At 54.8% G+C, this 25,458-nt stretch carries 22 protein-coding genes; 18 read left to right on the plus strand and 4 right to left on the minus strand.

Going from position 1 to position 25,458, the window contains the following annotated elements; translation table 11 throughout:
* Positions 1–201: 201 nt before the first annotated feature.
* The 17 genes from D1646_RS11635 (at position 202) to D1646_RS11715 (ending at position 19,470) form a co-directional block, all read left to right on the plus strand.
* Entirely contained in the window at positions 202–5,046 is a 4,845-nt protein-coding gene (locus D1646_RS11635) for a leucine-rich repeat protein (protein ID WP_160636619.1), read from the plus strand.
* Between the two features lie 301 nt (positions 5,047–5,347).
* A complete protein-coding gene (locus D1646_RS11640; RefSeq protein WP_160636620.1) occupies positions 5,348–5,641 on the plus strand; it encodes a DUF3847 domain-containing protein in 294 nt (97 codons plus the stop codon).
* Positions 5,642–7,114 (plus strand): MobQ family relaxase, encoded by a 1,473-nt coding sequence (gene mobQ / locus D1646_RS11645; RefSeq protein ID WP_016321809.1) that lies wholly within the window; start codon positions 5,642–5,644, stop codon positions 7,112–7,114.
* A 482-nt stretch (positions 7,115–7,596) separates the two neighbouring features.
* Positions 7,597–7,809, plus strand: coding sequence for a hypothetical protein (locus D1646_RS11650; RefSeq protein ID WP_016321808.1), 213 nt, complete (start codon positions 7,597–7,599; stop codon positions 7,807–7,809).
* Between the two features lie 77 nt (positions 7,810–7,886).
* Positions 7,887–9,524 (plus strand): recombinase family protein, encoded by a 1,638-nt coding sequence (locus tag D1646_RS11655; protein WP_040655112.1) that lies wholly within the window; start codon positions 7,887–7,889, stop codon positions 9,522–9,524.
* Between the two features lie 218 nt (positions 9,525–9,742).
* Positions 9,743–10,354, plus strand: a complete 612-nt coding sequence (locus D1646_RS11660; RefSeq protein WP_160636621.1) for a hypothetical protein — start codon at positions 9,743–9,745, stop codon at positions 10,352–10,354.
* Positions 10,355–10,428: 74 nt separating this feature from the next.
* The gene (locus D1646_RS11665; RefSeq protein WP_160636622.1) at positions 10,429–10,881 is read left to right on the plus strand and encodes a hypothetical protein; all 453 of its coding nucleotides are present in this window, start codon (positions 10,429–10,431) and stop codon (positions 10,879–10,881) included.
* The gene (locus tag D1646_RS11670; RefSeq protein WP_243154141.1) at positions 10,865–12,262 is read left to right on the plus strand and encodes a DUF6094 domain-containing protein; all 1,398 of its coding nucleotides are present in this window, start codon (positions 10,865–10,867) and stop codon (positions 12,260–12,262) included. Before D1646_RS11665 ends, D1646_RS11670 begins: the two co-directional genes overlap by 17 nt.
* A 12-nt stretch (positions 12,263–12,274) precedes the next feature.
* Positions 12,275–12,559, plus strand: a complete 285-nt coding sequence (locus D1646_RS11675; RefSeq protein ID WP_160636624.1) for a hypothetical protein — start codon at positions 12,275–12,277, stop codon at positions 12,557–12,559.
* Between the two features lie 11 nt (positions 12,560–12,570).
* Positions 12,571–13,122 carry a hypothetical protein gene (locus D1646_RS11680; RefSeq protein WP_160636625.1) on the plus strand — a complete coding sequence of 184 codons (552 nt, stop codon included), beginning with the start codon at positions 12,571–12,573 and terminating at the stop codon, positions 13,120–13,122.
* Positions 13,119–13,412: a hypothetical protein gene (locus D1646_RS11685; RefSeq protein ID WP_160636626.1), complete on the plus strand. Its 294-nt coding sequence runs from the start codon at positions 13,119–13,121 to the stop codon at positions 13,410–13,412. Before D1646_RS11680 ends, D1646_RS11685 begins: the two co-directional genes overlap by 4 nt.
* A 9-nt stretch (positions 13,413–13,421) precedes the next feature.
* Entirely contained in the window at positions 13,422–13,931 is a 510-nt protein-coding gene (locus D1646_RS11690; protein WP_160636627.1) for a hypothetical protein, read from the plus strand.
* A gap of 64 nt (positions 13,932–13,995) precedes the next feature.
* Positions 13,996–14,670, plus strand: coding sequence for a hypothetical protein (locus tag D1646_RS11695; RefSeq protein ID WP_160636628.1), 675 nt, complete (start codon positions 13,996–13,998; stop codon positions 14,668–14,670).
* 4 nt (positions 14,671–14,674) lie between these two features.
* Positions 14,675–15,553 carry a Rad52/Rad22 family DNA repair protein gene (locus D1646_RS11700; RefSeq protein WP_160636629.1) on the plus strand — a complete coding sequence of 293 codons (879 nt, stop codon included), beginning with the start codon at positions 14,675–14,677 and terminating at the stop codon, positions 15,551–15,553.
* Between the two features lie 11 nt (positions 15,554–15,564).
* Entirely contained in the window at positions 15,565–17,391 is a 1,827-nt protein-coding gene (locus D1646_RS11705; RefSeq protein ID WP_160636630.1) for an AAA family ATPase, read from the plus strand.
* 25 nt (positions 17,392–17,416) lie between these two features.
* Complete coding sequence (locus D1646_RS11710) at positions 17,417–18,481, plus strand: hypothetical protein (RefSeq protein WP_160636631.1); 1,065 nt, start codon at positions 17,417–17,419, stop codon at positions 18,479–18,481.
* A gap of 14 nt (positions 18,482–18,495) precedes the next feature.
* Positions 18,496–19,470, plus strand: coding sequence for a DUF6744 family protein (locus D1646_RS11715; RefSeq protein ID WP_160636632.1), 975 nt, complete (start codon positions 18,496–18,498; stop codon positions 19,468–19,470).
* Positions 19,471–19,620: 150 nt separating this feature from the next.
* On the opposite strand, the gene D1646_RS11720 is transcribed toward D1646_RS11715, so the two are convergent.
* From D1646_RS11720 to D1646_RS11735, 4 genes are read right to left on the minus strand one after another with little or no spacing between them, the layout of a single operon-like run.
* A complete protein-coding gene (locus tag D1646_RS11720) occupies positions 19,621–20,610 on the minus strand; it encodes an ATP-binding cassette domain-containing protein (RefSeq protein WP_160636633.1) in 990 nt (329 codons plus the stop codon).
* Entirely contained in the window at positions 20,607–21,680 is a 1,074-nt protein-coding gene (locus tag D1646_RS11725) for a phosphotransferase (RefSeq protein ID WP_160636634.1), read from the minus strand. The genes D1646_RS11720 and D1646_RS11725 overlap by 4 nt, the downstream gene beginning before the upstream one ends.
* 37 nt (positions 21,681–21,717) lie before the next feature.
* A complete protein-coding gene (locus D1646_RS11730; RefSeq protein WP_160636635.1) occupies positions 21,718–22,527 on the minus strand; it encodes an ABC-2 family transporter protein in 810 nt (269 codons plus the stop codon).
* Positions 22,528–22,531: 4 nt separating this feature from the next.
* Positions 22,532–23,323 (minus strand): ABC-2 family transporter protein, encoded by a 792-nt coding sequence (locus tag D1646_RS11735; protein WP_160636636.1) that lies wholly within the window; start codon positions 23,321–23,323, stop codon positions 22,532–22,534.
* A 132-nt stretch (positions 23,324–23,455) separates the two neighbouring features.
* Here D1646_RS11735 and D1646_RS11740 point away from each other — a divergent pair, with 132 nt between their 5' ends.
* Positions 23,456–25,453, plus strand: coding sequence for a TIM-barrel domain-containing protein (locus tag D1646_RS11740; RefSeq protein WP_160636637.1), 1,998 nt, complete (start codon positions 23,456–23,458; stop codon positions 25,451–25,453).
* Positions 25,454–25,458 lie beyond the last annotated feature (5 nt).

The following is a 25,458-nucleotide window of genomic DNA, read 5'->3' on the forward strand; positions in this document are numbered from 1 at the left end:
GTACACTTTACAGTCAGGAAAGGAATGGTGGCAAATATGAGAAAAAGGGTTCTATCACTAACGTTGTGTCTGTGCATGGTGTTGACGTTGTTGCCGGGGACGGCGTTTGCGGCAGATGAGATAGCGTCCGGGACTTGTGGCGCTAACTTGACCTGGACACTGGATAGCGGTGGTACTCTGCGTATCACGGGAACCGGGAAAATGAGTAATTATAGCGCAGAGCATTATCATAAAAATGATATTCCCAGTGAATATGGCGACGATGAAATTTGGGTTGATGGTATATGGTATTATCACATAACCAGCCCGTGGTTCTCGCACCACAAGGATATTAAGCACCTCGTAATTGAGGACGGTGTAACCAGCATTGGAAAGTACGCATTTTGCGCCTGTGAAAGTATTCAGGATGTAACCATGCCCACCAGTTTAGTCAACATTGGAAATCTGGCGTTTTGGAGTTGTAGTAGTATATCCCGCATAAAAATTCCAGATGGTGTAACTCATATTGGATCGCAGGCCTTTTTGCAGTGTAAAAACTTAATTCGTGCCGATGTTGCGGATAGTGTTACAACAATCGGAGACGGCGCATTCAGTGACTGTTCTCAGTTATATGTGGTAAATATCCCCCAAAATTTGATAACTCTTGCATCCGGTATCTTTTCAGATTGTACAGCTTTGGAACACATTGCGATTCCAAATGGAATAACCACCATTAGCCAACTCGCATTTGCTGGGTGTTCAAATTTGAAAAGTGTAAACATACCAGACAGTGTAACTGCTATCGGTGAACGCGCATTTTCGGATTGCACAAGTCTGCCTAGTATCAGTATTCCAGACAGTGTTACGACTTTTTTTATCAATAATGATGGATGGATAGCGGATGACATCAGCCATTCTCCGTTCAGCAATTGTACAAGTATGACCGAAATTCGTGTAGATGCCAATAATCCAGCCTATATGGCGGTTGACGGCATCTTGTATAACAAAGAAAGAACCATCCTAATCAGCTATCCCGCCGGAAAGTCCGAGAGTACGTTTACTGTACCAGGCAGTGTTTCTGACATTTCCTGGCGCGCATTTTCTGGTGCTTCAAATCTGACTCAAGTTGTACTCCCGGAAGGAATAACGGAAGTCGGGTTTAGCACCTTTCAGGATTGCACAAGCCTAAAAAGTATTAACATCCCTGATAGCGTCACCCTAATTTCCCAGAACGCATTTTCTAATTGTTCCAATCTGCAAAGCATTATCATTCCAGAGGGTGTCACTACATTAAGCGTTTATGCGTTCAGAAATTGCACCAGATTAGAACGTATCACAATCCCCAAAAGTGTAACAGACATGGATGCAAGTACATTTGAGAACTGCAAAAAACTGACGATACATTGTTACAAAGATTCCTATGCGCACCAATTTGCGGAGAACGAAAACATTCCGTACGTCCTTTTGGACGATCCAGATGAGCCGCCTCCTGAGCAAAAGGTTTCTATTCGGTCTGTTTCCCTGATTCGAGATGGCATAACCTCTGATTTGTTGGGCCAACCCCAAAAATTTGAGTATGGCTCCACAGAAACAGCTGATGTGTCTATTGAAACAGACTGGGGAGACGGAGAGCCTGGACGGGTGTTTTTAATTCAGAGCAGAGATAGGTACACCGAGTTACCGGCAACAGATATTATCCCTGGCATGGCATTCGAGCCCAATAGTTCTATTTACGTTATTGCTATCAATAGGGATGCCAGCGAACTACTGGACTGGAAGGAAACAAAGCTCCAAATTGTAGATGCGCCTCCACCCGATACACCGCAGATTTTTATTTCTCCCGAAACCCTTGACCTTTCTATTGGCGAGACAGAAGCGGTTACAGTAACCACCATCCCGGCCGGAGCGCGGTACACCCTCACCAGCAGCGACCCAGAGGTCGTTTCCGTCTCCGACAATACACTGACCGCGCACAAGCTGGGCCGGGTGGAAATCACGGCGGCTCTGGTTGATTATCCCAATGTACAGGCGGTATGCAGTGTTGCCGTAAAAGAGGGCTATGATGATTTGATGTGCGCCATTGCGGCCTGCCAGCTTTCCTATGAGGATGAGCTGATCCGCTACGGCTTCGGGGCCACCGTCGAAACCTTTGCCGATGCCGCAATTGGACCGGATCGAACCCTTTGGAATTGGGCGGTTTGGGATGCGCCACTGTCCGATTTCTATAAAGATGTGCTGGGTGCTTGGAAGATTGTCAACGTTGTTTCCGAACCGTCCGGGCTTTTCGCCGTCGCGCTGGACAACGCGGAGCGGAATCAGAGAATCATTGCGTTCCGGGGAACGGAATCACCCAAGGATATTTGGGCGGATATTGAATTTGCGGTGCTGAACAAGCTGCCGGAACAATTTTCGGACGCGGTGGATTTTTACAAGAGAAGCATCGGGGACGGACGGCAGATTCTGCTGACGGGGCACTCCCTGGGCGGCGCGATAGCCTGCTATATCTCGCTGCTGACCGGAGAGCGGGCGGAGCTGTTCAACGGGGCCAACGGCCTCATTATGGAGGACGCCTATTTCGCCGGTGGAGAGGAGATTTACAAGCATTTCCATAGTGCAGGCGACTGGAATTTTACTAATCATGTGACGGAAAGTAAAAACAACGCTTTTCAGTTCTCTTTGGGGACAGCCACATTTAATGAAGCGGTTGCTTACCCCAACGCGGACAGGCTTCCGGTTCAAATCCACGCGCCTGCTCTCACCGCAACCACCGGGGCGGTAGGCAAAAACAGCTGTCACGACCTCTGTTCCATGCTGGAATATGATCGCTCCTCTGGGAGGTTTTGGCTGACGCAGAGTACGCCATATCGTCAAACACTGCCTGAAGTCCGTCAGTTTGAAATGACAAGGGTAGATGGGTTAGCTTTTATAGAAAACGCATTGAATTTTGTCAAAACTCCGCTATGGCTGGATGCCCTCTCACTGGCTCTGAAGCAGTGTGAGATTATCAGCAATCAGGATCATTTGCAAATACGTTTCAGCTTCGGTTCTTCCGGCGATGATGAAATTATAGACAAAAATCTCATAGAGCAGGTGGTTTTGCTTGGCGGCGACGGAAATGACTATCTCGTTGGCAGCAGTATCAATGACATTTTGGTGGGCGGACTCGGCAGAAACGCGATGGACGGCGGGCCGATGAATGATCTGTACGTGATCACGGGGACAAGCGACCAGTATATCAATGACTGCTCAGGGGTGGATGATATTTATATCCCAAGCGGGGTGCGCGTTCGCTCCTACGAAAATCCCACGGACAAGGTGGATGAGTATTATGTCCTGACCCTGACTAATGGCCAGCGTATCATGATAAACAAAAACAGGAAGCAGGATTTTGACAACCGGTTCCGCGTCTATTCTATGGACGGGACTTCCTGCGGTTCCTATCGGACGGTTCCGCAGGAAACCGAAACCCGCATGATAGCTTTGGCTGCGGAGGATGAACTTGCAGAAGCCGCAAACGGCCTTCCAATTACAACATTGGAAATATCCGGGCGGGATTTGATTCTGGAGGTTCAAGGCGATGCCGGAAATTCTGTTGGGACAGTCAACACCACCGCAGATTCATTTCCCTTGTATAAGCCCTATGGATATTTCTACTATGACCGTCAGGAAGAAACGCTGCGGGCGCATTTGTTCGGCGGCAGCGGGGAGGTCAGAATTTCCTCCGCTGACCCGGTGGCACAAACGGTTGCCTGTACGTCCATTTTCCATAACGCAGAGGACGATCTGCCGCTAAAGCGCTTTACTGCGGAAATTGATTTGCAAGCCTCCGAAACTATCCTCACTCCATCCTGCGTCGTGGAAGAACCTGCGGTGCCGTTTAGGGTCATGGACAACAGTGGAAACACAGAAGATATTCCTGCTAAAACAGAGGACCTAACTGCTCCCCCAAAACCTGATACCCCCGAACAACCTACCCATCACACATTGACCGTTACTAGCGGTTCTGGCAGCGGCTCTTACTCTGCTGGAACACGAATTTCAATCAGCGCAACAATTCCCTCTGGAAAGCGATTTGTTAGATGGGAGGCCAGCGGCGGAACGATTGAGGATTACTTGAGCGCCAGCACCTATTTTGTCATGCCCAACGGAGACGTTACATTAACTGCCATCCTGACGGACGAATCCACAGGTGGCACGTCAGGCGGTTCGTCCGGCTCTAACGGCTGGAGCACCAGCACCACCTATGCTGTCACCGTGGAGAAGCCAGAGCATGGTAAAGTGACCTCCAATCGCACCAACGCCGCCAGTGGCAGCACCATCGCTCTAACCGCAACCCCGGACATCGGCTATGTGCTGGACACCCTGACTGTCACCGACAGCCGGGGGAATGAGGTCAAGCTGACAGCTCAGAGCGGCGGGAAGTACACCTTCACCATGCCCAGCAGGGCCGTGACCGTAAAAGCCACCTTCACGCTCCTGCTGGACGATACGCAAAAGCCATGTGATGGCGGCGCGGACTGCCCCTCTCGCAGCTTCACCGACCTGCGGAGCGTGGGGACATGGTATCACGAGGCCGTGGACTATGTTCTGCGGAATGGTCTGATGGGCGGCTATGGCAACGGCCTGTTCGGGCCGGACAATCACCTGTCCCGCGCCCAGCTTGCACAGATTCTCTACAACAGGGAGGGCAAACCCGCTGTGACGGGTGGCAGCGCCTTTACCGATGTGGCCCCCAGCGCGTGGTATGCCACGGCGATCACCTGGGCTGCGGAGTGCGGCATCGTGGGCGGCTACGGCAACGGTATGTTCGGCCCCAATGACAATATCACCCGTGAGCAGTTGGCGGTCATGCTCTGGCGGTATTCCGGCAGTCCCGTAGCTACCAACAAGGAGCTGCATTTCAACGACGAGAGCGAAATCAGCGGCTACGCTCTGGAAGCCCTGCGCTGGGCCGTGGAGAACGGCATTTTGAATGGCTACGGAGACGGGCGGTTAGGCCCCCAGAGGCAGGCTACCCGCGCACAGGTGGCGCAGATGTTGAAGAATTATCTGGAAAGCTATCAGTAGGGGGACCGGAACGGCGCACTTCTATACATGGTCTGCGACCATGTATCGTGCGCTCTGCGAGGCTGCGGCCCGGACTTCTGAAAGTCCGGGCCGTTTGCGTCGCTGCGCTCCGTACAAGGGGCTGCACCCCTTGCGCCGCTTTGCGGCTATCCCTGCACCCCCGCTGAAACATGACACCCGCTTCGCGTCTGTCACGTTTCAACGGGGCAAAAGCGAACACTGTACCCCTGACCGTTTACCGGACACCCCCGGTAAGCGGTCTTTTTATGTTCAAAATTCTGAATCGAAGGAGACAAACAGCATGAAAAAATCACGAGAGCAGTTGGAGAAAGAGCGGGACGAGGCCATTGCCAAACGGGAGCAGTACCAGCACCGACAGCGCCGATTGGAGAACCGTGTCCGCTACTACACCGAGGGCGAGCGGAAGAAGCGAAACCACAGGCTTATCGTCCGTGGGGCCGACGTGGAAAGCGTTGCCCCGGAGGTGCGCGGCCTGAGCCAAGCAGCTTTCCGAAAGCTGGCGGAGCAAATCTTTTCCCTGCCGGAAGTTTCCGCTCTGGTCAGACGCATGATTGACCAGCAGGAGGGCGGATAATTGGCCCTGTTCCATCTCCACGTCACCCAGGTCCGGCGGAGCGAGGGACAGTCCGTTGTTGCTTCTGCGGCCTACCGAGCTGGAGAGAAATTGTATAGCGAGTATTACGGCGAGGTCAGCGACTACACCCACAAGGGCGGCGTGGTCTGTACCGGCATTCTCCTGCCGCCCCAGGTCCTCGCCGAGTACCAGGACCGCGCTACCCTCTGGAACGCCGTGGAGAAGGCCGAGCGCGGCAAGAAAGCCCAGCTTGCATACAGCTTTGACATTGCCTTGCAGAACGAATTTTCTTTGGAGGAAAACATCGCTCTCGCAAGGCAATTTGTGTCCGAGCAGCTTGTGGGCCGGGGCATGATTGCCGACTTTGCCATCCACCAGCCGGACAAGGAGGACGGCGGTATTCCCAATCCCCACTTTCATGTCCTCTGCCCTATCCGGCCTATCGAGGAAAGCGGCAAATGGGGCTTTAAGCAGAGGCGCGTCTACCGTCTGGACGGGAACGGAAACCGCATCATGGGCGAGGACGGCAAGGCCCTCTTTGACGCTGTTCCCACCACCGACTGGGGAAGCCCGGAAACGCTGGAACATTGGCGGGAGGTGTGGGCCGCTATGGTCAACGCCAAGTTCGAGGAAAAGGGTCTGGAGTGCCGCATTGACCACCGCTCCTATGAGCTGCAGGGTCTCGACATATTGCCCACTGTTCATGAGGGCGTGGCCGTCCGCCAGATGGAGGCCAGAGGCATTTCCACCGATAAGGGCGATTGGAACCGCTGGGTGAAAGCGGCCCGAAAAATGCTGAGCAATCTTCGGAAGAAAATCGCTGACCTGACGGATTGGATAAAAGCCATAAAAGAAGAATTGAGACAGCCCCAGGCCCCAACCCTTGCCGACTTCCTGAACGCCTACTATGCCGCCAGGAATGCCGGAGCGTGGAGCCGCAATGCCCGGATTGGAAATCTCAAAAGTTTTGCCGAGGTGGTCAATTATCTGACGGAGAATGATCTGCTTACCCTGGAAGATTTGGAGGCCCGCCTCGCTCTCCGTAACGAGCAGACGGAGGCCGTCAACGATTCTCTGAAAGCTATGTTGGCCCGGAAGAAGGAGGTAGCGGATTTGCTTCATTTGGTTGACCTCTACCGGGAAACCAAACCCATCTACGACAAGTGGAAAGCCATCAAGTGGAAGGGCCAGCGGGAGAAATTCGAGTTGGAGCATGAGGGCGAGCTGCGGACATTCCACATGGCCCGCCGGAAGCTGGACAAGCACCGTTCCCCAGAGGATAAAATTCCCGTCCAGGCGTGGCGGCAGGAGTTGTCGGAGGTACAGCGGAACTATCCCGCTGAGTATGAGCGGTACAAGCACCTACGTGACGATCTGAAAAAGCTACGGCAGGTGAAAAGCTGTGTGGACACCGCTCTGCGCCAGCAGGAGCAGACCCAGCAGAAACGGCGGGAGACAGAGCATGACCGCTGACATCATCCTTTTTAACGTGGCGGAAAAATTTTCCGCCACGTTAGCACAGTAGGTAAACCGCATTTTGCGGCTCACCAAATCAAACTGCGCTGGGCGCAGTCTGGTCTGCGACATTTTGCCGTTGACCAGAATCAGAACGTCAAAATGTCGTTCTGATTGGCGGTCAAAATGTCCGCCACCTCCCTGAGAAATCAAAGGCGAAATGCGCCTGTGATTTTGCGTATGCTGATACAGTCAATTTCAAGATTGCATTTTGCAATCTTGAAATCAGAACGAAAACTTTTCGTTCTGGTCTGCGTCAGAATGCCGCCGACCACCGGGCCACATCAACGTCACCGCCAAAATTTCAATCAGACTTGCACTTTGCAATTCTGATTTTAACGCCAAGTGCATTTTGCACCCCACGTTTGTATCCATGAAATCAAAAGTGCAAAATGCACTTTTGATTTCACAACAATTTTGAAGATTTGAAAGGAGAGCCTATGAGCAATGACGCTTTGAAAATCAATAAAAACGGACATATCCATGTGAAAAACCTTTCAGCCTATTGGATTCCTGAACTAACCGCCGCAGAGGTCATCGCCGGAACGCTCTATACGGTCACGGGTAGCTATGAGGGGACCGAGAGCTTTCTGCACAAGTTGGAGCGCATTACCACCAAAAATTTTGCCGAAAAGCTGGAGGGTTCTGAATGACAAACGCCCCTGCCTCTGCTATAATGAAGTCAACCAATCCTGTACTGACAGTTGCTCCCTTGAAGGAGGATACAGAAATGTTAGGAGCAACGAATAAAATCACCGCCCTCTACTGCCGGTTGTCTCAGGAGGATGAGCGGTCAGGGGAATCCTTGTCGATTGAGAATCAAAAGGCCATCTTACTCCAATATGTTAAAGACCACCATTTTCCAAACCCGGTGTTTTTCGTGGATGACGGTGTAAGTGGTGTGACCTATGACCGCCCCGGATTTCAGGCAATGCTGGCGGAAATTGAAGCGGGCAACGTGGCTGTCGCCATTACGAAAGACCTCTCCCGGCTGGGACGGAACTCCGCATTGACCGGGCTCTACACCAACTTTACCTTCCCGCAGAACGGCGTCCGGTTTATCGCCATCAACGACAACTATGACACCATCGACCCTAACAGCGTGAACAACGATTTTGCCGGAATCAAGAACTGGTTCAACGAATTTTACGCCAGAGATACCAGCCGCAAAATCCGGGCCGTTCAGAAAGCGAAAGGTGAGCGAGGTGTGCCGCTGACGGTCAATGTCCCCTATGGCTATGTGAAGGACCCGGAGAATCCAAGACGCTGGCTGATTGACCCGGAGGCTGCCCAGGTAGTACGGCGCATTTTCCGGATGTGCATGGAGGGGCGAGGCCCCCAGCAAATTGCCAATCAGCTTCGGACCGACAAGGTATTGACTCCGACCGCCTACAAGAAGCAGCAGGGCCGCAGCACTCCGAATCCGGACCCGGAAAATCCTTATGGCTGGGGCGACAGCTCTGTTGTCAAAATCTTGGAACGCCGGGAATACACGGGCTGTACTGTCAACTTCAAGACCTACTCCAACTCAATTTGGGACAAGAAGCAGAGGGAGAACCCGATTGAAAAGCAGGCGATCTTCCCCGGCACCCACGAGCGCATCATTGAGGACGATGTGTTTGAGAAGGTCCAGGTGATCCGTCAGCAAAGGCACCGCATGACCCGCACTGGCAGGAGCAGTATCTTTTCCGGGCTGGTCTACTGTGCCGACTGCGGCTCTAAGATGCAGTATGGCTCATCCAACAATGGTGACTTCTCCCAGGATTTCTTCGACTGTTCCCTTCACAAGAAGAACCGAGAGAAATGCGGCGGGCACTTCATCCGTGTCAAGGTTCTGGAACGCATGGTTTTGAAGCATATCCAACTGGTGACGGGTTACATTCTGCGGTACGAGGCCCACTTCCGTATGGTCATGGAACAGCAGATGAAGCTGGAAAGTTCCGAGAAAATTTTGACCAGCAGGAAGAAACTCAACCGGGATGAGAAGCGCATTGCCGAGTTGAAGCGACTGTTCATCAAGATTTACGAGGACAACGCCAGCGGGCGACTGAGTGATGAACGGTTTGATATGTTGAGCCAAAGCTATGAGGCGGAGCAGAAGCAGCTTGAGGCCGAGGTTGTCAGTCTGCGGCAGGAGATTGAGGTACAGGCGAGACAGAGCGAGAATATTGAAAAGTTCATTCAGACGGCGCAGAAGTATGTGTCTATTGAGACGCTCGACCCTTACGCCCTCCGGGAGCTGGTCCAAGCAATCTATGTGGAGGCTCCGGACAAGTCCAGCGGTAAGCGGCGGCAGAATATTCACATCAAGTATGACGGCCTGGGATTTATCCCTCTGGATAAACTGATGAAAGAGGAAACGGCGTGACCGAAGCCACGCCGTCCCTTGAAAACACTACGTTTTCAGCTTTTTTCAAAAATACTGTTTTACGGCCCCCGTTCCTTCTTGCCGGACGGCTTTTTGCGTAATGTGATAGCTCTGATTATATTTTTTTGTGGTTGCAGGCTCCGAAAAGCCTTGATATTACAGTGTTCCTATTAAAACTCATTCATATGAAAACTGTCTACATCCCAAAGGGGGAGACCGTGCGCTATGAGACGCTGGAGACCGACCGCCTGGTGGTCAAGGGCTGTCTGAAGGTTACCTACGGCATCAAGGCCAGGACCATCAGCGGAGGCGGCATGATCACCGCCGGCACCGTGTCCGCCGATGACATCCGGGTGGACGACCTGGAGGCCGCCAGCGTGACCTGCCAGCGGCTGATCGCCAAGCGGGTGCAGACCCCGGAGCTGTTCGCCTTTGAGAGCGCGGCGGTGTCCTGTTTTCTGTCCTCCGCCTTTGTGGCGACTGGGAAGCTCACCGTGGCTCTCAGCGAGATTGACGAGGTGAAAGCCGATGAGGTAATCCACCTGAAGCCGAAAAAGCGGAGCCTGTTCCGGCTGCTGCTGGCCTCGGCCCTGCGCTCCTTCTGGACTTCCCTGACCGCCCGCCCTGTCAAAAGAGAGGTCATGGATGCGGATTTCGAGCCCGTCAAGAAGGACGAAGAGCCTGTGGATGAGGAGCTGAACCGCTTCATCGGGATGTTTAAGCTGGCTCGGGAGTCCGGGTACACGCTGAAAATCATCCCCGGCACCCCAGAGGAGAACGCCCCTGTTTTTGGGACGGGTAGTGGAACGGATATCAGACCTGCGGCGTAGCTGCCGCTGAGAAATATGGAGCGCAAGGGATTTTTATGTCCTTGCGCTCTCAATTTTTGAAGGAGGGCATCAAAATGTCGGTACAATCCCAGGAAAAGAATATGCGCAAGCTGGCCGATTTGCTCAGCCACGACCTCAGCTACATCTGGGGCGAGCGGGAGAGTGGTCCCAATGGCGACAAAAAGGTGTTTCTGAACACCGGAAAGACATTCCTGCGGGCGTTGGCCAAGGACCTGGGCCTTCAGGAATACAACGTATCCGCCAACCCCGGCGGTATCGCTGTCTCCGGCGACTGCTCCCTTATCGGGATGTGGCATAGCAGCGGCATCTACGTCATGATTACCCAGGCCAGCTTTGGGCTGGAAGAACTGGTGCTGTATCGGGAGGCCCGGCACATTCGGGACTACTCCAGTAGCCGCAACCAGTTTTTGCCCCGGGACGTTTTAAAAACCATGTCCTACAGCAGACTGCTGAATGAGTTCCGCACGCTCCGGAAGGAGGGGAACGCCTATGAGCGGGCAGCCTGAGCGGTGCTACGCGGTGGAGGAGCTGAAATCCCTGCAAAGCTCCATCGCTGATTTGACGCAGAGAATGGTAATCCAGCGAGCCAGGGTGGAGAAGTACAAGGACACCGACCTGGCCGCCGCCCGGGACAATTTCTCCCTGCTGCAAGCCACCCGGCGGAATCTGGTTCGGGCGATTAACAGCGCCCGACTCCCGCTGATGGAAACGGAGGAATACCAGACCGCAAAGATGGCAGCTATACTCCAGGCGGGCCTGCTTCGGTTTGACCTGATGAGCAATGTCTACCGCCCCGTCTACGACGCCATCCAGGATTTCATCAAGAAATTTCCCGTGGATGGGACCACCAACGCGGCGGTGATCGGCCGGCTGATGAACAATGTCAGGCTGGGCTACTACCCCACCGACCCAGACAACATCTCCCTCATTCTGCGGGGCATCCAGTTCCCGGAGGAGGTGACCACCAATTTGTTAGACCCCTGCTGTGGCTGTGGGAAAGCCCTGCGGCAGCTCGCTCAAGGGAATCACTGCTACGCCTACGGGGTAGAGCTGGACGAAAGCCGGGCTGAGGAGGCCCAGACCCGCCTGCATCGGGTGGGCTTCGGCAGCTTCTTTTTCAGCCAGATCAGCCATGAGGCCTTCCATCTGCTGTTCCTCAACCCGCCCTATCTGTCCGTCCTCAATGAGAGCGGCAGTCGGGCCCGGCATGAGAAGCGGTTCCTGATCGAAAGCCTCCCCCACCTGATGTACGGCGGCCTGCTGGTCTATGTCATTCCCTACTACCGGCTTACCCCGGATATCTGCCGGGTGCTGGTGGACAACTTTGAGGGCCTGACCGTCTGGCGGTTCACCGATGGCGAGTTTAAGAAATTCAAGCAGATCGCCGTCATGGGCCTGCGCAAGCGCCGGGCGGACGTGCCGGAGAATACCTTGTGGCTGGAGAAGTACACCGTTGACCCCGCCAAAATTCCCAGCCTGACGGAGCTTCCAGAGGGCCAGTATCCCCTCCCGGCCCAGCCGCTGGAGGTGAAGACCTTCAAAGGCGAGAGGTTCAACGAGAAAGAACTGGAGCGGCAGCTGCGTCATTGTGACAGCTTCGCCCAGCTTATGGCCCGCAGCGAACTGGACAAGGGAGTGAAGCGTCCGCTTCTGCCCTTGTCCATCAGCCAGATTGGGCTGATTGGCGGCTCAGGGATGATAAACGGGCTGATCCAGTGCGACACGCCCCATATCATCAAGGGCCGGATCATCAAGGTGACCCGAACGGAAAGTGAGGACCGGTATGCCTCCAACGGGAAACATATCGGTTCCGAGATTCACGAGACCATTTCCAACAAAATGATTTTCAACGTCCTGACCCCGCATGGGTTCCGGGCGTTGACCTGAAGGAGAATCATAATGAAATTTCCAACGATTTCTGTCCCCTTTGCCCTGGGACAGACAGTAGCGACACCCCATGTGCTGAAGGTAGTCCCAAAGGCAGAAATTTTCGCTGCCCTCCAGAGACACCAGAACTGTGACTGGGGCGATGTGTGTCCGCAGGACAAGTGGGTCAACGACAGAGCGGTGAAGGGCGGCGAGCGCCTGCTTTCCGTCTACTACAGCAAGGACGGCGTAAAATTCTGGATCATCACCGAATGGGACCGGTCGGCCACTACTGTGCTGCTGCCGGAGGATTATTAAAGGAGAGTGCTATGAAATTCAATTATCTGGCGGTCATTGTACCTAGAAAATGGCTGCCCCAAAACACAGAGCAGACCCGCAAACAGGCGTGGGCCGCAGTCACCCAGCTGCTGCTTCCTGATCTGGGGAAATTTTATTCCCGCTTTTATCCGGCCAGCCAGCCCTGGGGACAGGACATTTCAGCCCCCTACAGCGTTGTGCTGGGATGGGAGGACCCGGTGGCCTTTCTCAACCTATTCCACCAGGCGAAGAAGAAGCAGGAGGAAGCCATCGCTTATCACTCGATGGGGATGCTGAACAATATCAATTTAGACCAGACGGAGCGAATCGGGAAGGCCTTGGTCTGCCACGTCACAGCTGACGGGAGCAATGAAGCGCTTCAAGCTCACTCCATCTGGCACCTGGCCGTGATGGAAGGAGCATTCCTGCCGGACTGCGGACTCTACTACCTGGAGCAGAAACGGGCGGTCCTCTCTCCGGAACAGGAGAAGGCCGTATCTGCCTGCCCTGGCGACTACGCCCTGTGCGCGGTCACGCTGGAGCTGGAGGAGGATACGCCATGAAACTGGATTTGAAGCTGCTGTCTATGCGGTTTTCTCAGACAAAGGATGAGCCGCCGGCTCCTACTGAGGGCGTGAATCCATATCTGCTGGAAAAAATTCTCCTGCCCTGCATGAACGGCGAGTCTATTCTGCTGCGGGACATCAACTACAGCGCTTTCGATGTGGAAGATATTGAACCGCTTGCGGAATATCATGATGAACTTGCACAGGCTCGCTATAAGCTGGAGCAACTGACAAAAACTGTCCGGAATCTGCCACCGGCAGCCAAAAAGTCCCGTACATTTTGCTGAGGTGCTGTTATGCAGGAATTGAATCACACATTTTTTTCAGTACTCCGGCTGGCAAAAATATTTTTTGACAGCGATGTACCAGATAAAGCAAAAAATGATATTGGAATATGGGAGTTAGATGAAGACAGCTGCTATGCGCTGGGGTTGGAAGCCTCGGAATGGATCTTTCAGAATACCGCCCACTACTACAATGAGAGAAAAGACGTTGACACCTGGCTGTTTGCCGACCCGATCATTGACCGGTTTTGCCGGTTGTGCCAGGAATATGAGCGGGACAAAGGGATTACTGAGGAAAAAACCCGTACCGAAGTACTATTGAACGAACCATCCATGAAAACTTCCGTTTTGACAGCTACAGCTATGGTTATGACTGGCGTCTGTCCCTCGCAGAGCGCGGGCGCAAGTGCATCCTTCTGTTCACAGGCGAAGAATTTTACAGCCATGAGGCTGTTCCGGAAGGACTTTTGGAAATTCGCTACACCCTTCTGTCGCTCAACCAGAAGATGGAAGCGGAATTAAACCAGGAGACCAGAATCATACCGCTGTCCCTGGTGACGGCGGCGCAGCGGAAGGAGGCGGCGTAATGCCCAAGGATTTTGATATGATCATCCGCATAAACACAGACCGGGCGGAAGTTGAGGTGGAACAGCACAGCAAAAAGGGTGTGGTCACCTGGAAGAACATCTCCCCGCAGTCACTTTCCGACTGCATCCTGACCAGCCGGGTGGACGATGAGCGCCATCCCACCGGCCTGCTGCCCGAGGGCTGCATCGCCGTGGTGCTGGAGAAGAAATGGGCCTATTACTACATCCGGTATCCGGAGCTGTACGCGGACTTCTCCTATTTTGGGACGGAGTACCCCCATTTTCCTATCCCCCGGCTGGTATTTCGCTTCAAATATCTGCTGCATGAGCACAAGGTAACAGAAGCCTGTCTGTGCGTGGTCAAGGATGAGCGGCTGACGCAGGATACCCCAACCTACCGGTATCCCTTTTCCAACGTACATGGAAATCAAAGCATCTGCCTGGGGAACAACGCCCTGCCGGTCTACAAGGACCCGGCCCGGCTCCACACCCTGGCGGCCTACATCCTGCGAATGCCCAACAACGATGACCTGTACTCCGAGCAGAACAACCGGCTCCATGCCGGATTCCGCGACCTGCTGGAGCAGATGAAGAACAAGACGCCCGCTCACTACTACACTGACGTTCTGGTGAAGGATGGGAAAACCTTAAAAGATTTTTTGACGAGGAGGTAATTTGATGGAACAGAAAGACGCGAGAACCATCCAGCGGGAGCTGGCCAGACCCTTCGCTCCGGAGGATCTGGAGTGGCGGCTGCAAAAGACCCTGGAGGACAAACTCCGAGGGATTGCTGTCCCCTACGTGACCAACCGGGCCATCCAGGCCCGGCTGGACGACGTGGTGGGCCCGGACGGCTGGTACAACGAGTACAAGCCCTGGCACAGGGCTGGGCAGAAGGATTCCCAGCTTTGCGGCATCTCCATCTATTTTCCCGAGCGGGGCTTCATCACCAAGTGGGATGGCGCCGAGGACTCGGACATCGAGCCGGTCAAGGGCGGCCTGTCCGACAGCATGAAGCGGGCCGCTGTCCAGTGGGGGATTGGCGGCCGGGTGCTTTACAGCATGGACACCGTCTGGGTGGACATTGAGAAGCTGGGCAGAAGCTGGATCATCAAAAAGTCCGAGCGTGCCAAGCTGGATAAAGCCTACACAGACACTTTGAGCAAGATGAAGTTGACGCCCGCCCCTGCCGGCGGGGTGCAATCCACCCTGACCCCCAAGCAGACGAAGGAGGCTCCCGCGCCTGCGCCGGCAGCCGGCCAGCAGGCCACACCCCCACCGGTCCAGCCCCTTCCCCGGTCCAAGACGGACAGTAAAGCGGGTATCTACACCGTGATCGCGGCCCGGCTGGAAAACCGCCCCAACAGCACGACCCATGCGCTGTTGGAAGGGCCGGATAAAAAGCAGATCCATGCCTTCGCCATCGGCGAGCGGTCGGAGCTGGTCGCCGGCACACAGCTGACCGGCGTCAAGCTGGAGCTGCAAAAGCAGGATACCGTGGTGTTCTACATCCTGCGGGACTACCGGATTGTGGCCCACCAGAATCAGGCGGCGTAAAGGAGGACGCTATGAAAAAGATAGAGCGGTTTCAGATCACCGGCATGACCATCTCCGGCTTCAAGTGCTATCAGGCGCCTACCATTCTTGACTTCGGCCCTCAGACCGCCATCACCGGCGGCAACGGCCTGGGCAAAACCAGCATCGCCGACGCCATCGCCTTCGCCGTTACCGGCCAGCCCTTTTTCGGGGAGCGCGGCATCGACAAGCTGCACAACGAGGTCCAGCCCGAGGTCTCCGTCTCCCTCCGATTTTTGGATGAGACGGGCGCGCCCCATGAGCTGACCCGGACCCGCAAAAAAAACCGCATGACCATCCACTATGACCGCTATGAGATTCGCCAGATGGACCTGACGGATATGTTCGGCGAGCGGGATGTGTTCCTGTCCATCTTCAACCCCCTCTATTTTATTGAGGAGCTGGGGGATGAGGGCAAAAACCTGCTGGAGATGTACCTGCCTATGATTCCTCACGAAACCGTGATGGGACAGCTTTCCGACGGCGTTCAGGCTGCCTTGGAGGGTGTGGAGATTCCCTCTCCCGACGCTGTTCTGAAAAACAGGCGGGAGGAAATTCGGAAGCTGGAGGAGCACATAATCTACCTCCAGGGCCAGAAGGACCAGGCTGTTACCCAGGCTGAGGCCCAGCGGCAGTCCGCTGCCGCTCTGACGGAGCGTTACAGTCAGCTTGACAGCGAACTGAAAGCCCTGGAGGGCAAGCGCTTTGCCGAACTGGACCGCGCCCGGATGGAGTCTGATTTGGTTGCGCTGAGTGCCCGATACAACGAAGCGGCCCAGGGCAGCAGTACGGCCCAGATTGACGCTGACATTCTGGCTCTGAGCCAGAAACAGGCCCAGCGCCGGGCACAGCAGTATCAGCCCAAGTTCACTCAGGAGATCGCCCAGGCCAACGCCAGGGTCCAGGAGCTGGGCAAACAGTACCAGCGGGAAAACCAGATTTTGAAGGCCTTTGTTCCCGGTATCTCCTGCCCCACCTGCCGCCGGCCGGTAACGGAAGAAAACCTGCCCGAGGTGCAGGTGGCAATCCAGACGGCTATCAACCATATTGTTGCCAATGGCCGGAGCCAGCGGATTCAGGTGGCGCAGCTACAGGAACAGGAGGCCAAGGACCAGGCGGTTTTTGACCAGTTCCAGGCGGAGGACATCATCAAGATGCAGGATGAGATCGACACACTCACCAAGCGGCGGGACAAGCTGACAGCAGACGGACAGACGGACAATCTGAGAGAACAGATTCAGCGGTTGTCCGCCAGCCTGGAGTACGGCAATCTGTCACAGCAGGAATATGACCGCCTGTTGGCCTGCAAGGATGAGCTTCAGCGGTGCGCGGCGGAGTTGGCCGCGGCCCGGAAGGCCGTTGAGCGGGAACAGCCCGACTTTGACAGCCAGATCACCCAGGCCCAGCAGAAGGTCAAGGCTTTGAAGGTTCTGATCTCCAACGTGGTCATCTACGCCAGAAAGCGGGCGGAGCTCACCTTTGAGGCCCTGAAGATGAACAGGGTGGCCATCTCGCTGTACGACGTGATGAAGACCAGCGGAGAGCAGAAGGCAGCTTTCAAGTTCACCTACAACGGCCGTCGGTATGACCGGCTGTCCCTGTCCGAGAAGATCCGGGCGGGGATGGAGGTGTCCGAGCTGGTGAAACGGCTGACCGGGCGCAACTATCCGGTTTTCGTGGACAACATGGAATCGGTGGACGACCTGGTCAACGTGCGGCCTACCGGGCAGGTCATCATGGCCAAGTGCGTCCACGGCGCGCCCCTGGAGGTACGGCCCCTGCGGCCCATTCCCACAGCAACAGAACAGCGGGCCGCTTAATTGTCAGACGGAGGGGTGAAACCGCTTGGTCTATGAAAAAATCCCCATCGTGGACACGGCCAGGCGGTGCGGGCTTGTCCTCGACTCCCGGACGCTTCGGCGGCGGGAGGTCGAGGCGAGCTGCCCCTTCTGCGGTGACCACGGCAGGGGAAAGTACCATCTCAGCCTGAACACCGCCACCGACCAGTTCCGCTGCAACCTCTGCGGCGCACATGGCAACAGCGTCACGCTGTACGCCATGCTGAACGGGGTGAGCAACAAACAGGCGTATCAGGAGTTGGCAAGGGGGACAAATGTGTATCCTCTCCCCAAACAGCCTACTCCTCAAAACGCAGAAGCAGAGCGGCAGCCCGTTTCCCTGGAGGAACGGCACGCCGCCTATTCCACCTTGCTGAGCTATCTGACGCTTTTGGACAAGCATCGGGAAAATCTGCTGGAACGCGGATTGTCTGAGGATAGAATCCAGCGCAACGAGTACCGCAGTATGCCGGAGACGGAACAGGGCCGGCGGCTTCTCGCCTCCCTGCTCCGCTCCTGCGGATTTGATCTGCTGGGTGTGCCCGGTTTTCGTACCTACTACGGCGACTGGACGCTGTCCGGGCCAAACGGATTTCTGATCCCGGTCCGGGATAAAAACGGCTTGATTCAGGGGCTGAAAATCCGCCTGGACGATACGGATGACCCAGGCAGGAAGTACCGCTGGCTCTCCAGCCGGGATATGACCAACGGTACCCGAAGCTATTCCTGGGTCCACGTCACCGGCGACACCGCCAGCAAACGGGCTTATCTGACGGAGGGGCCCCTCAAGGGTGACGTGGCCAGCTTTCTGGCCCATGACGCCCTGTTCGTGTGCATCGGCGGCGTCAATGCCCTGAACGGCCTGACCGATACCCTGCGCAGTCTCAACGTCACAGAGGTGGTGGAGGCGATGGACATGGATCAGAACACCAAGCCGGAGGTCCGGAAAGCCATCCAGGCTATGCGGAGGGAAGTCCAGGCAGTCAAGCGGTGGAAGTACACCAAATACACATGGGACCCGGCCTACAAGGGGGTGGACGACTACCTCCTCAGCCGGGTAGCAGCTATGTAGAGAAAGGACATATTATGGACAACGTATTTGATATGAAGGATTTCATCGGCACCTCTCAGGGTGACAAGGAGCATATGCTGGGCAAATTCCTCTACTTCTCCCTGAGCAATCTCCTGGTGGAGAAGGAGGCCCTGGCAAAGCTCTGTGATGAGATGGACATTCCCTACACCGGCGGCAAGCGGCTTTCCGTCGCTGACGCTTTCCGTTCCGCCACCGGGGATATCCGGGAACGGTATCCTGTTACCACGGGAAACGAGACCCACATCTACCTGGCCTACTGCCGGGACAACAAACACACGGCGGATATCCTCTCCCGGGAGCTGGTAAAGGAGACTCTGAACCAGAGGACCAACCAGTATGAGAAGCTGGCTAACATCAGCTTTGACAAGCGGGATCATATATTCCGCTGCGATAACCTGATGATGGATGACGTGGTGGATGTGCGGGAGTGCTGTCGCCGGGCGGAGGAGCTGTTCGAGCTCTACCAGCGGTGCGCCAACCGCAAGCAGATCGAGACCATCTGCACCAACTTCCTGCGCAGTCTTGACGCCACCAAACTAAGCATCGCTGGACATATGTACTTTGTCCCTAAGACCTACATGGAAAAGGTGGACATTTTTGAGGACTTCATCAACCTGCTGGGCGACCTCAACCGCAATAACACCCCGTTGATGGTGAACAGCTTCTACATTATCGACGACGAAAAGCAGCGGGGCAAAATGACCGAGGAGTTCTACGCGGCAGTGAAGAAAGAAATTGCCGCATACCAGGAGCGGTGCGACTACCTGATCCAGTCCGGGAGCCAGAGTCCGGCGGTCATGGACCGCTGGGTGCTGAAGGTCCAGGGCCTGGAGGCGAAAAAGAAGCACTATGAGCAGGTGCTCCAGCGGGAGTTGGACGGGCTGGATGATGAGTTTAACACGCTCAAATTCCTGGCTCAGGAGCTTCAGGTGAGAGCGAACAGCATCCGATTTCAAAAGGCGGCGTAAGATATAAAGATGGGGGAAAGAATTTCAACACGAAGTTCTTTCCCTTCATCCTGTCAAAAAAGAGGCCTGTCTGGTTGTTGCCAGACAGGCCTCATCATATTGTAGAGAAAATATAGGAAGGAAGGGGGGAAGGAAAATGGAAAGTGCCAATCAAGCTTTGCATGTGCTTCCCTGTTGATACACCGTCCGAATGATATCGTCGATCTTCGCCTCCTCCAAGCCTACTTCTTTAATAGGTGCTGTATGGGAAATATCCTCGATCAATCGGGCGGCCGTGATCTCATCCTTGCGGAAGCGGTAAACAGAACGGGCCTCACGGACAGAGACAAGCTCCGCATGAGGGTGCGGGATGGTGACAGGGTGATAGAAATCGATGATAAGATGGCGGTAAGGGGCGATCTTGTCAATCAAATCATCCAGTGAACCGTCTTCAATAATCGCTCCCTCGTTAATGATAATGACCCGCTGGCACAGCTCTTGGATATCACCTAAATCGTGTGTAGTCAGGATAATAGTGGTTTTGCCGCGCTGGTTGATTTCCTTGATGAACTTCCGGACGGAATATTTCGCCTCCACATCCAAACCGATGGTGGGCTCGTCCAAAAACAAGACCTCTGGCGAGTGGAGCATGGCTGCCACCAGGTCACCCCGCATTCGCTGCCCAAGGGAGAGTTGGCGCACCGGAGTGTCAATAAAGCGGTCGATTTGAAAAATCTCGTTGAGCGTTCCCAGGTTTTCAGTATAGGTTTTATCTTCGATTTGATAAATTCGTTTCAGCAGCTCAAAGGTCTCGCCCAGCCGCAGGTCCCAGTTCAACTGGCTGCGTTGTCCAAACACCACCCCCAGGTTCCGCACCACCCGTTTGCGGTCCTCCTGGGGAGATATACCATCAATCAGGATCTCGCCACTGGTGGGCCGCATGATGCCGGAGAGCATCTTCACGGTAGTGCTTTTTCCCGCGCCGTTGGGGCCTATGTAGCCTACAATGTCCCCTTTTTCAATGGAAAAAGAGATGTCATCCACCGCCCGTACAGTTTCTGTGTTCTGTACAAAGAGGTTTTTTACCGCCCCCCGCAGGCCGCGCTCCTTTTTGATTTTTTTGTATTCCTTTACCAGATGGCTCACTTCAATGATGTTCATGGCCGGGCCTCCATTATCCCCTCAAAATCAATGCCGCGCGTCTGCTCATTCTCGATCCAGTCCAGGATCTTTCCCACCTTCGCCGGATCGTTCTGATCCCGTTTCAGCGCATGAAGGGGACGCCACCAGAAGGGCCGCAAATACCGGTAGAGCAGCGGCGCGGCTTTCTTTTCCGCCTGGGTAAAGTGATAGCTGTCTTTTATCAGAAGAAGGTTCTCAAGGAAGGACTGGAGCGCCTTTTCGTTGTTCTTCTCCACATAATACATGTTGTTTTCCCTCTTGTCGGGAATATCCTCGTCAAAATTGATCCACAGCTCCCGGAACAAAACATTCAGCGCGGTATCCCTGCCGGAAAGGTTGAAATCCAGCACGCCGGCAAAGCGCATATCAGCGTCCAGCAGAATATTGCCCGGGTTCAGATCGGCCTGAAAGACAGAGACTGGGAGTTGGCTGTACAGCCGCTCCAAAGAGCTGCGATTCGCGAGAAAGCGGGACCATATTCCCTGAAACCGTTGTGTATATTGGGGGAGCTGTTCCTCTATGCCCCCCTTGAACTCCAGGGCGCACTCCATGATTTCGTCACAGGGGTCAGAGGGGCAGAACCGCTCCAAAATACACAGACCAGAGGGAAAATCCCCGAAATCCAGTCCCGCCGAACCAACCTCGCAGAGGAACCGGAGGGCGTCGTCATGGTAAATATACCGTCCGTTTTGCAGGATTACCCTTTCTCCAAGCTGGTCTGCCGTCTGAAATCGGGACCGCTCTTCCGCGTACACAACGCAGGCTCTGCCCTCATATTCCACGGTCTCCGCCAGATTCCCATTTTTACCGGCGATGATCTGGGGACAGTAATACCCCATAGCGCTGTAAGCCGCCGCCGTTTTCTGCCAGATCTGTACGCGGCGCGGGGAAGTAAAATCATTACAGGCAATTTTAATGACCAGTCTCTGATCCGCCCACTCCGCGAAGACCGTGCGGCGGAAATCCTCCTCCCCCCGGCTGGTGTCTTTGTATTCCCAGCTGTATGGCGGGTCCTTGTGATAAAGCTGAAATATCTCTGTAAAGTCCATAAAACAGATACACCTCTTTCGTGCTTTGATCGCTCTCCTAGCTCCCGGCACTCTCGTACCTCCCCATCCCGGCCCGGAATACCACGCAGCTCCCTGTGAACAGGAGCAGCCCCACCGCCAGGGTGACGGCTGCCATAGGCACAGGAAGGATGCCGGGTTCCGGTTCCAGAATATCCTTGACGGGCCAAAAGGTGATCCACGCCAGAGGCAGGAGGAAGGTAAACAGGGCCTGAACCCACCGGGGGTAGATGGTAAGGGGGTATATGGACACTCGCTCGAACAGTTCCCCCACCATGTCGGTGAAATTGGCGGGACTCCTGGTCCAGAAGGACATGGAGCCGCAGAACATCCACACCGCCCCCCGGATCAGCGTTCCGCCCGCCAGGGTGCAGAGGATTAGCAGAATATTGCCGCAGCTCGGGGTCAGGTGTACCTTGACACACCCGTAGACGAATACCATCAGGCCGGGGATGATGTCCGTGAAGCCGATGAGATTGAAGTCATCGAACAGAAACTGGAAAATCAGGTTCATAGGCCGCAGCAGAAACCGGTCAAACTCCCCATCAATCATCCAGTAGCCCATGCCCCAGGTCTGGATGAAGAACACCACCGCCAGGCCATGGCTCAGCACCGACATGCCGTACAAAAACGCCAGACTTTCGTAGCCCCAGCCGCCGATGCTGCCAAACTGGTCCACCACGAACTTGATCGTGGCAAAGCCTATCACCCACTGGATGCAGTTGGCCAGCACATGGCCGATGAGCATAAAGGGGTACTCCAGCCGGGATTGGATGGACTGCCGGATGGATATAGCGGCCACGGAGATGTAATATCTTATCGTTTTCATGCGCTCAGCCTCCTTGAATCAGTATGGCTGCCGCCATTTTCTTTTGCAGTACGTCAAACAGGACCCACAGCGCCGCGCACCAGAACAGCTGGAGCGCCGTGCGGAGCATGATCTCATCCATCGCGTACTGCCCGATGTAGATGCCCAGGGGGAGCTGGTAGATGTTCATAAAGGGCAGCGCCTCCAGCACCTGGCGAAACCCGGCGGGGAAAAACCACAGGGGAAAAATACTGCCGGAGAGCAGCTTCATGATGAAGCCCTTGGCGTTGACCAACGGACCAAGGGTCAGCGTCTTAAAGGCGCACAGCCCCAGCAGGGCCGCCAGAATCCAGTTGATGAGGTAGCCGATGGCAAAGCTGAACAGAAACAGCAGGAGGTGAACGGCTGACGCGGGCATGGGGAACCCGAACAGGACCGTCCCCACCAGAAGCAGGGGGACGGCCTTCTGGAAGAAGGCGGCGGCGCAGTCACCTAGGTCCTCCGCCAGATAGACGCCGTAGATGTTCACCGGCTTGAGTAGATCCAGGGCCACGCTGCCCGTCCGGACGCTTCGAGCGATCCGGTTCTGGACGCCCATGGTCAGCAGGTTCCCCATGATGACGGAAATGGTGGTGTAGGTGATCATGTCCCGCTGGCTCGCGCCGGAAACCTTCTCGGCGCCACTATAGGCGGCGGCCCAGAAGCAGGACATGGCGTACATGATTAGGCACTGGATCAGAATGGTGGAGATCACGTTGAACCGGTAGGCCAGCGCAGTCTGTATTCTGATTTTTGAGACAAATAAGTAGGCATTCATTTCTAGACCCCATTGATATCAAAAATTTTTATTTCATGTTGTCAAAGCCCTGCTGCTCTGTTATAGTAAACGCGCAAGTACTTGCAAGAAAAACTGTGACCCATTTGCGGCAGATGAAAGGAGCGCATGGCTATGATTTGGAAATTCAAGTACGGGCACCCCTTTGAGACGGAGGCCGTGGCCGAACATATAAAAGAGACGGAAGAAGCCCCTCCCCTCGGAACGGTCAGCCTTCAAAACGGCTTTCGCTGGCGGTATGAGCTGGCCAAGGATGATATCGTCTATGGGCTGGGCGAGGCAGTCAGGGGGATCAACAAGCGGGGACATCGCTACATCAGCCATGCCTCGGACGACCCGCACCATATGGAGAGTACACAGTCCCTGTACGGCGCCCACAACTTCATCGTGATAGCGGGAGAACAAAATTTTGGCCTGTTTGTGGATCATCCCGCCAAGGTCACCTTTGATATCGGCTATACATGTTCCGATATTTTGGAGATCAGCTGCCAGGAGGCAGATCTGTACTTCTATATGATAGATGGGGAAACACCCTATACGGTGGTGAAGCAGTTCCGGAAAATCATCGGGAGGAGCTATATTCCTCCTAAATTCGCCTTTGGATTCGGGCAAAGCCGGTGGGGCTACCGGACAAAGGAGGATTTCCGGCGGGTCGCGGACGGATACCGCGCAAATCACATTCCCATTGATATGCTCTACATGGATATCGACTATATGCAGGATTTTAAGGATTTCACCATAAACGGAGAGGAATTTGTGGATTTCCCCGCATTTGTCAAGGAAATGAAGGAGCGAAACATCAGACTGATCCCCATTATCGACGCGGGAGTCAAGGTAGAGAAAGGTTATCCGGTCTATGAGGAGGGGGTCAAAAACGGATATTTCTGCAAAAGGGCGGACGGCAGCGATTTTGTGGCGGCGGTATGGCCGGGAGATACTCACTTTCCGGATGTCTTGAATCCGGAGGCCAGGCGCTGGTTCGGCAGTTGCTACCGTTCCCTCATTGAACAGGGTATCGAGGGCTTCTGGAACGATATGAACGAGCCCGCAATCTTTTATACGCCGGAGGGGCTGGAGGCGGCATCCCGGCTGATGCGGGAATATATGGAGGATGAGACGGGCGCGGTATCCATGTTTCAGGTCCGAGAGGCGTTGACAGGGCTTCAGAATCATCAGGATTATTACAAGGCTTTCTATCATCAGGTAGACGGCCGCATGGTCCGCCATGATAAGGTACATAATCTGTTTGGCTATAATATGACCCGGGCGGCGGACGAGGGCTTTGAGCGGATTGCTCCAGACAAGCGGTTTCTGCTGTTTTCCCGCTCCTCCTACATTGGAATGCACCGCTGCGGTGGGATCTGGACCGGAGACAACAAGTCCTGGTGGAGCCATATCCTGCTGAATCTGCAAATGATGCCAGCTCTGAATATGTGCGGCTTTTTGTACACAGGAGCGGATCTGGGCGGCTTTGGCGACCACACGACCCGGGACCTTCTGCTGCGCTGGCTGGCTTTCGGTGTGTTCACGCCGCTGATGCGGAATCACTCCGCCATCGACACAAGGGAGCAGGAGTGCTATCAATTTGAGGGTGTGGAGGATTTCCGCCACATTGTGGAGGTCCGCTACCGTTTGCTGCCCTATCTTTACAGCGAATATATGAAAGCGGCCCTCTCGGACGATCTGTATTTCAAGCCGCTGGCCTTTGAGTATCCACGGGACACGTTCGCTCCCCGGGTGGAGGACCAGCTGATGCTGGGCGGGGAGATCATGATCACCCCCGTCTATACCCAGAACGCGAAGGGACGGTATGTCTATCTGCCGGAAGAAATGCGGTTCGTCAAGTTCATGCCCGACGGCTCCATCCATCAAGAGACGTTGTCTCCGGGGCACCACTACGTGGAAATTGCCTTGAATGAAGTGCCTCTGTTTATTCGCTCCGGGAAATGTATCCCAGTTGCCAAGGCGGCCGAATGCGTGGCGGAGCTTCAGACAGACGCCCTTGAACTGCTGGGGTATCCAGGTGCTGAATATCTGCTGTATGACGATGACGGAACGTATAAGGACTATGATGATCCGGCAAACAGAAGGCTGTTGAAAAAAATGTCATAAAAAGG

The sequence above is a fragment of the Pseudoflavonifractor sp. 60 genome, from assembly GCF_009911645.1.
GTDB lineage: Bacteria > Bacillota > Clostridia > Oscillospirales > Oscillospiraceae > Lawsonibacter.

Excerpts from the sequence above, each read along its gene's own strand:
- D1646_RS11635 (WP_160636619.1), top strand. The coding sequence starts at position 202 with ATGAGTAATTATAGCGCAGAGCATTATCATAAAAATGATATTCCCAGT.
- D1646_RS11640 (WP_160636620.1), top strand. The coding sequence starts at position 5,348 with ATGAAAAAATCACGAGAGCAGTTGGAGAAAGAGCGGGACGAGGCCATT.
- D1646_RS11650 (WP_016321808.1), top strand. The coding sequence starts at position 7,597 with ATGAGCAATGACGCTTTGAAAATCAATAAAAACGGACATATCCATGTG.
- D1646_RS11655 (WP_040655112.1), top strand. The coding sequence starts at position 7,887 with ATGTTAGGAGCAACGAATAAAATCACCGCCCTCTACTGCCGGTTGTCT.
- D1646_RS11665 (WP_160636622.1), top strand. The coding sequence starts at position 10,429 with ATGTCGGTACAATCCCAGGAAAAGAATATGCGCAAGCTGGCCGATTTG.
- D1646_RS11670 (WP_243154141.1), top strand. The coding sequence starts at position 10,865 with ATGAGCGGGCAGCCTGAGCGGTGCTACGCGGTGGAGGAGCTGAAATCC.
- D1646_RS11675 (WP_160636624.1), top strand. The coding sequence starts at position 12,275 with ATGAAATTTCCAACGATTTCTGTCCCCTTTGCCCTGGGACAGACAGTA.
- D1646_RS11680 (WP_160636625.1), top strand. The coding sequence starts at position 12,571 with ATGAAATTCAATTATCTGGCGGTCATTGTACCTAGAAAATGGCTGCCC.
- D1646_RS11685 (WP_160636626.1), top strand. The coding sequence starts at position 13,119 with ATGAAACTGGATTTGAAGCTGCTGTCTATGCGGTTTTCTCAGACAAAG.
- D1646_RS11690 (WP_160636627.1), top strand. The coding sequence starts at position 13,422 with ATGCAGGAATTGAATCACACATTTTTTTCAGTACTCCGGCTGGCAAAA.
- D1646_RS11695 (WP_160636628.1), top strand. The coding sequence starts at position 13,996 with ATGCCCAAGGATTTTGATATGATCATCCGCATAAACACAGACCGGGCG.
- D1646_RS11700 (WP_160636629.1), top strand. The coding sequence starts at position 14,675 with ATGGAACAGAAAGACGCGAGAACCATCCAGCGGGAGCTGGCCAGACCC.
- D1646_RS11705 (WP_160636630.1), top strand. The coding sequence starts at position 15,565 with ATGAAAAAGATAGAGCGGTTTCAGATCACCGGCATGACCATCTCCGGC.
- D1646_RS11715 (WP_160636632.1), top strand. The coding sequence starts at position 18,496 with ATGGACAACGTATTTGATATGAAGGATTTCATCGGCACCTCTCAGGGT.
- D1646_RS11720 (WP_160636633.1), bottom strand. The coding sequence starts at position 20,610 with ATGAACATCATTGAAGTGAGCCATCTGGTAAAGGAATACAAAAAAATC.
- D1646_RS11725 (WP_160636634.1), bottom strand. The coding sequence starts at position 21,680 with ATGGACTTTACAGAGATATTTCAGCTTTATCACAAGGACCCGCCATAC.
- D1646_RS11730 (WP_160636635.1), bottom strand. The coding sequence starts at position 22,527 with ATGAAAACGATAAGATATTACATCTCCGTGGCCGCTATATCCATCCGG.
- D1646_RS11735 (WP_160636636.1), bottom strand. The coding sequence starts at position 23,323 with ATGAATGCCTACTTATTTGTCTCAAAAATCAGAATACAGACTGCGCTG.
- D1646_RS11740 (WP_160636637.1), top strand. The coding sequence starts at position 23,456 with ATGATTTGGAAATTCAAGTACGGGCACCCCTTTGAGACGGAGGCCGTG.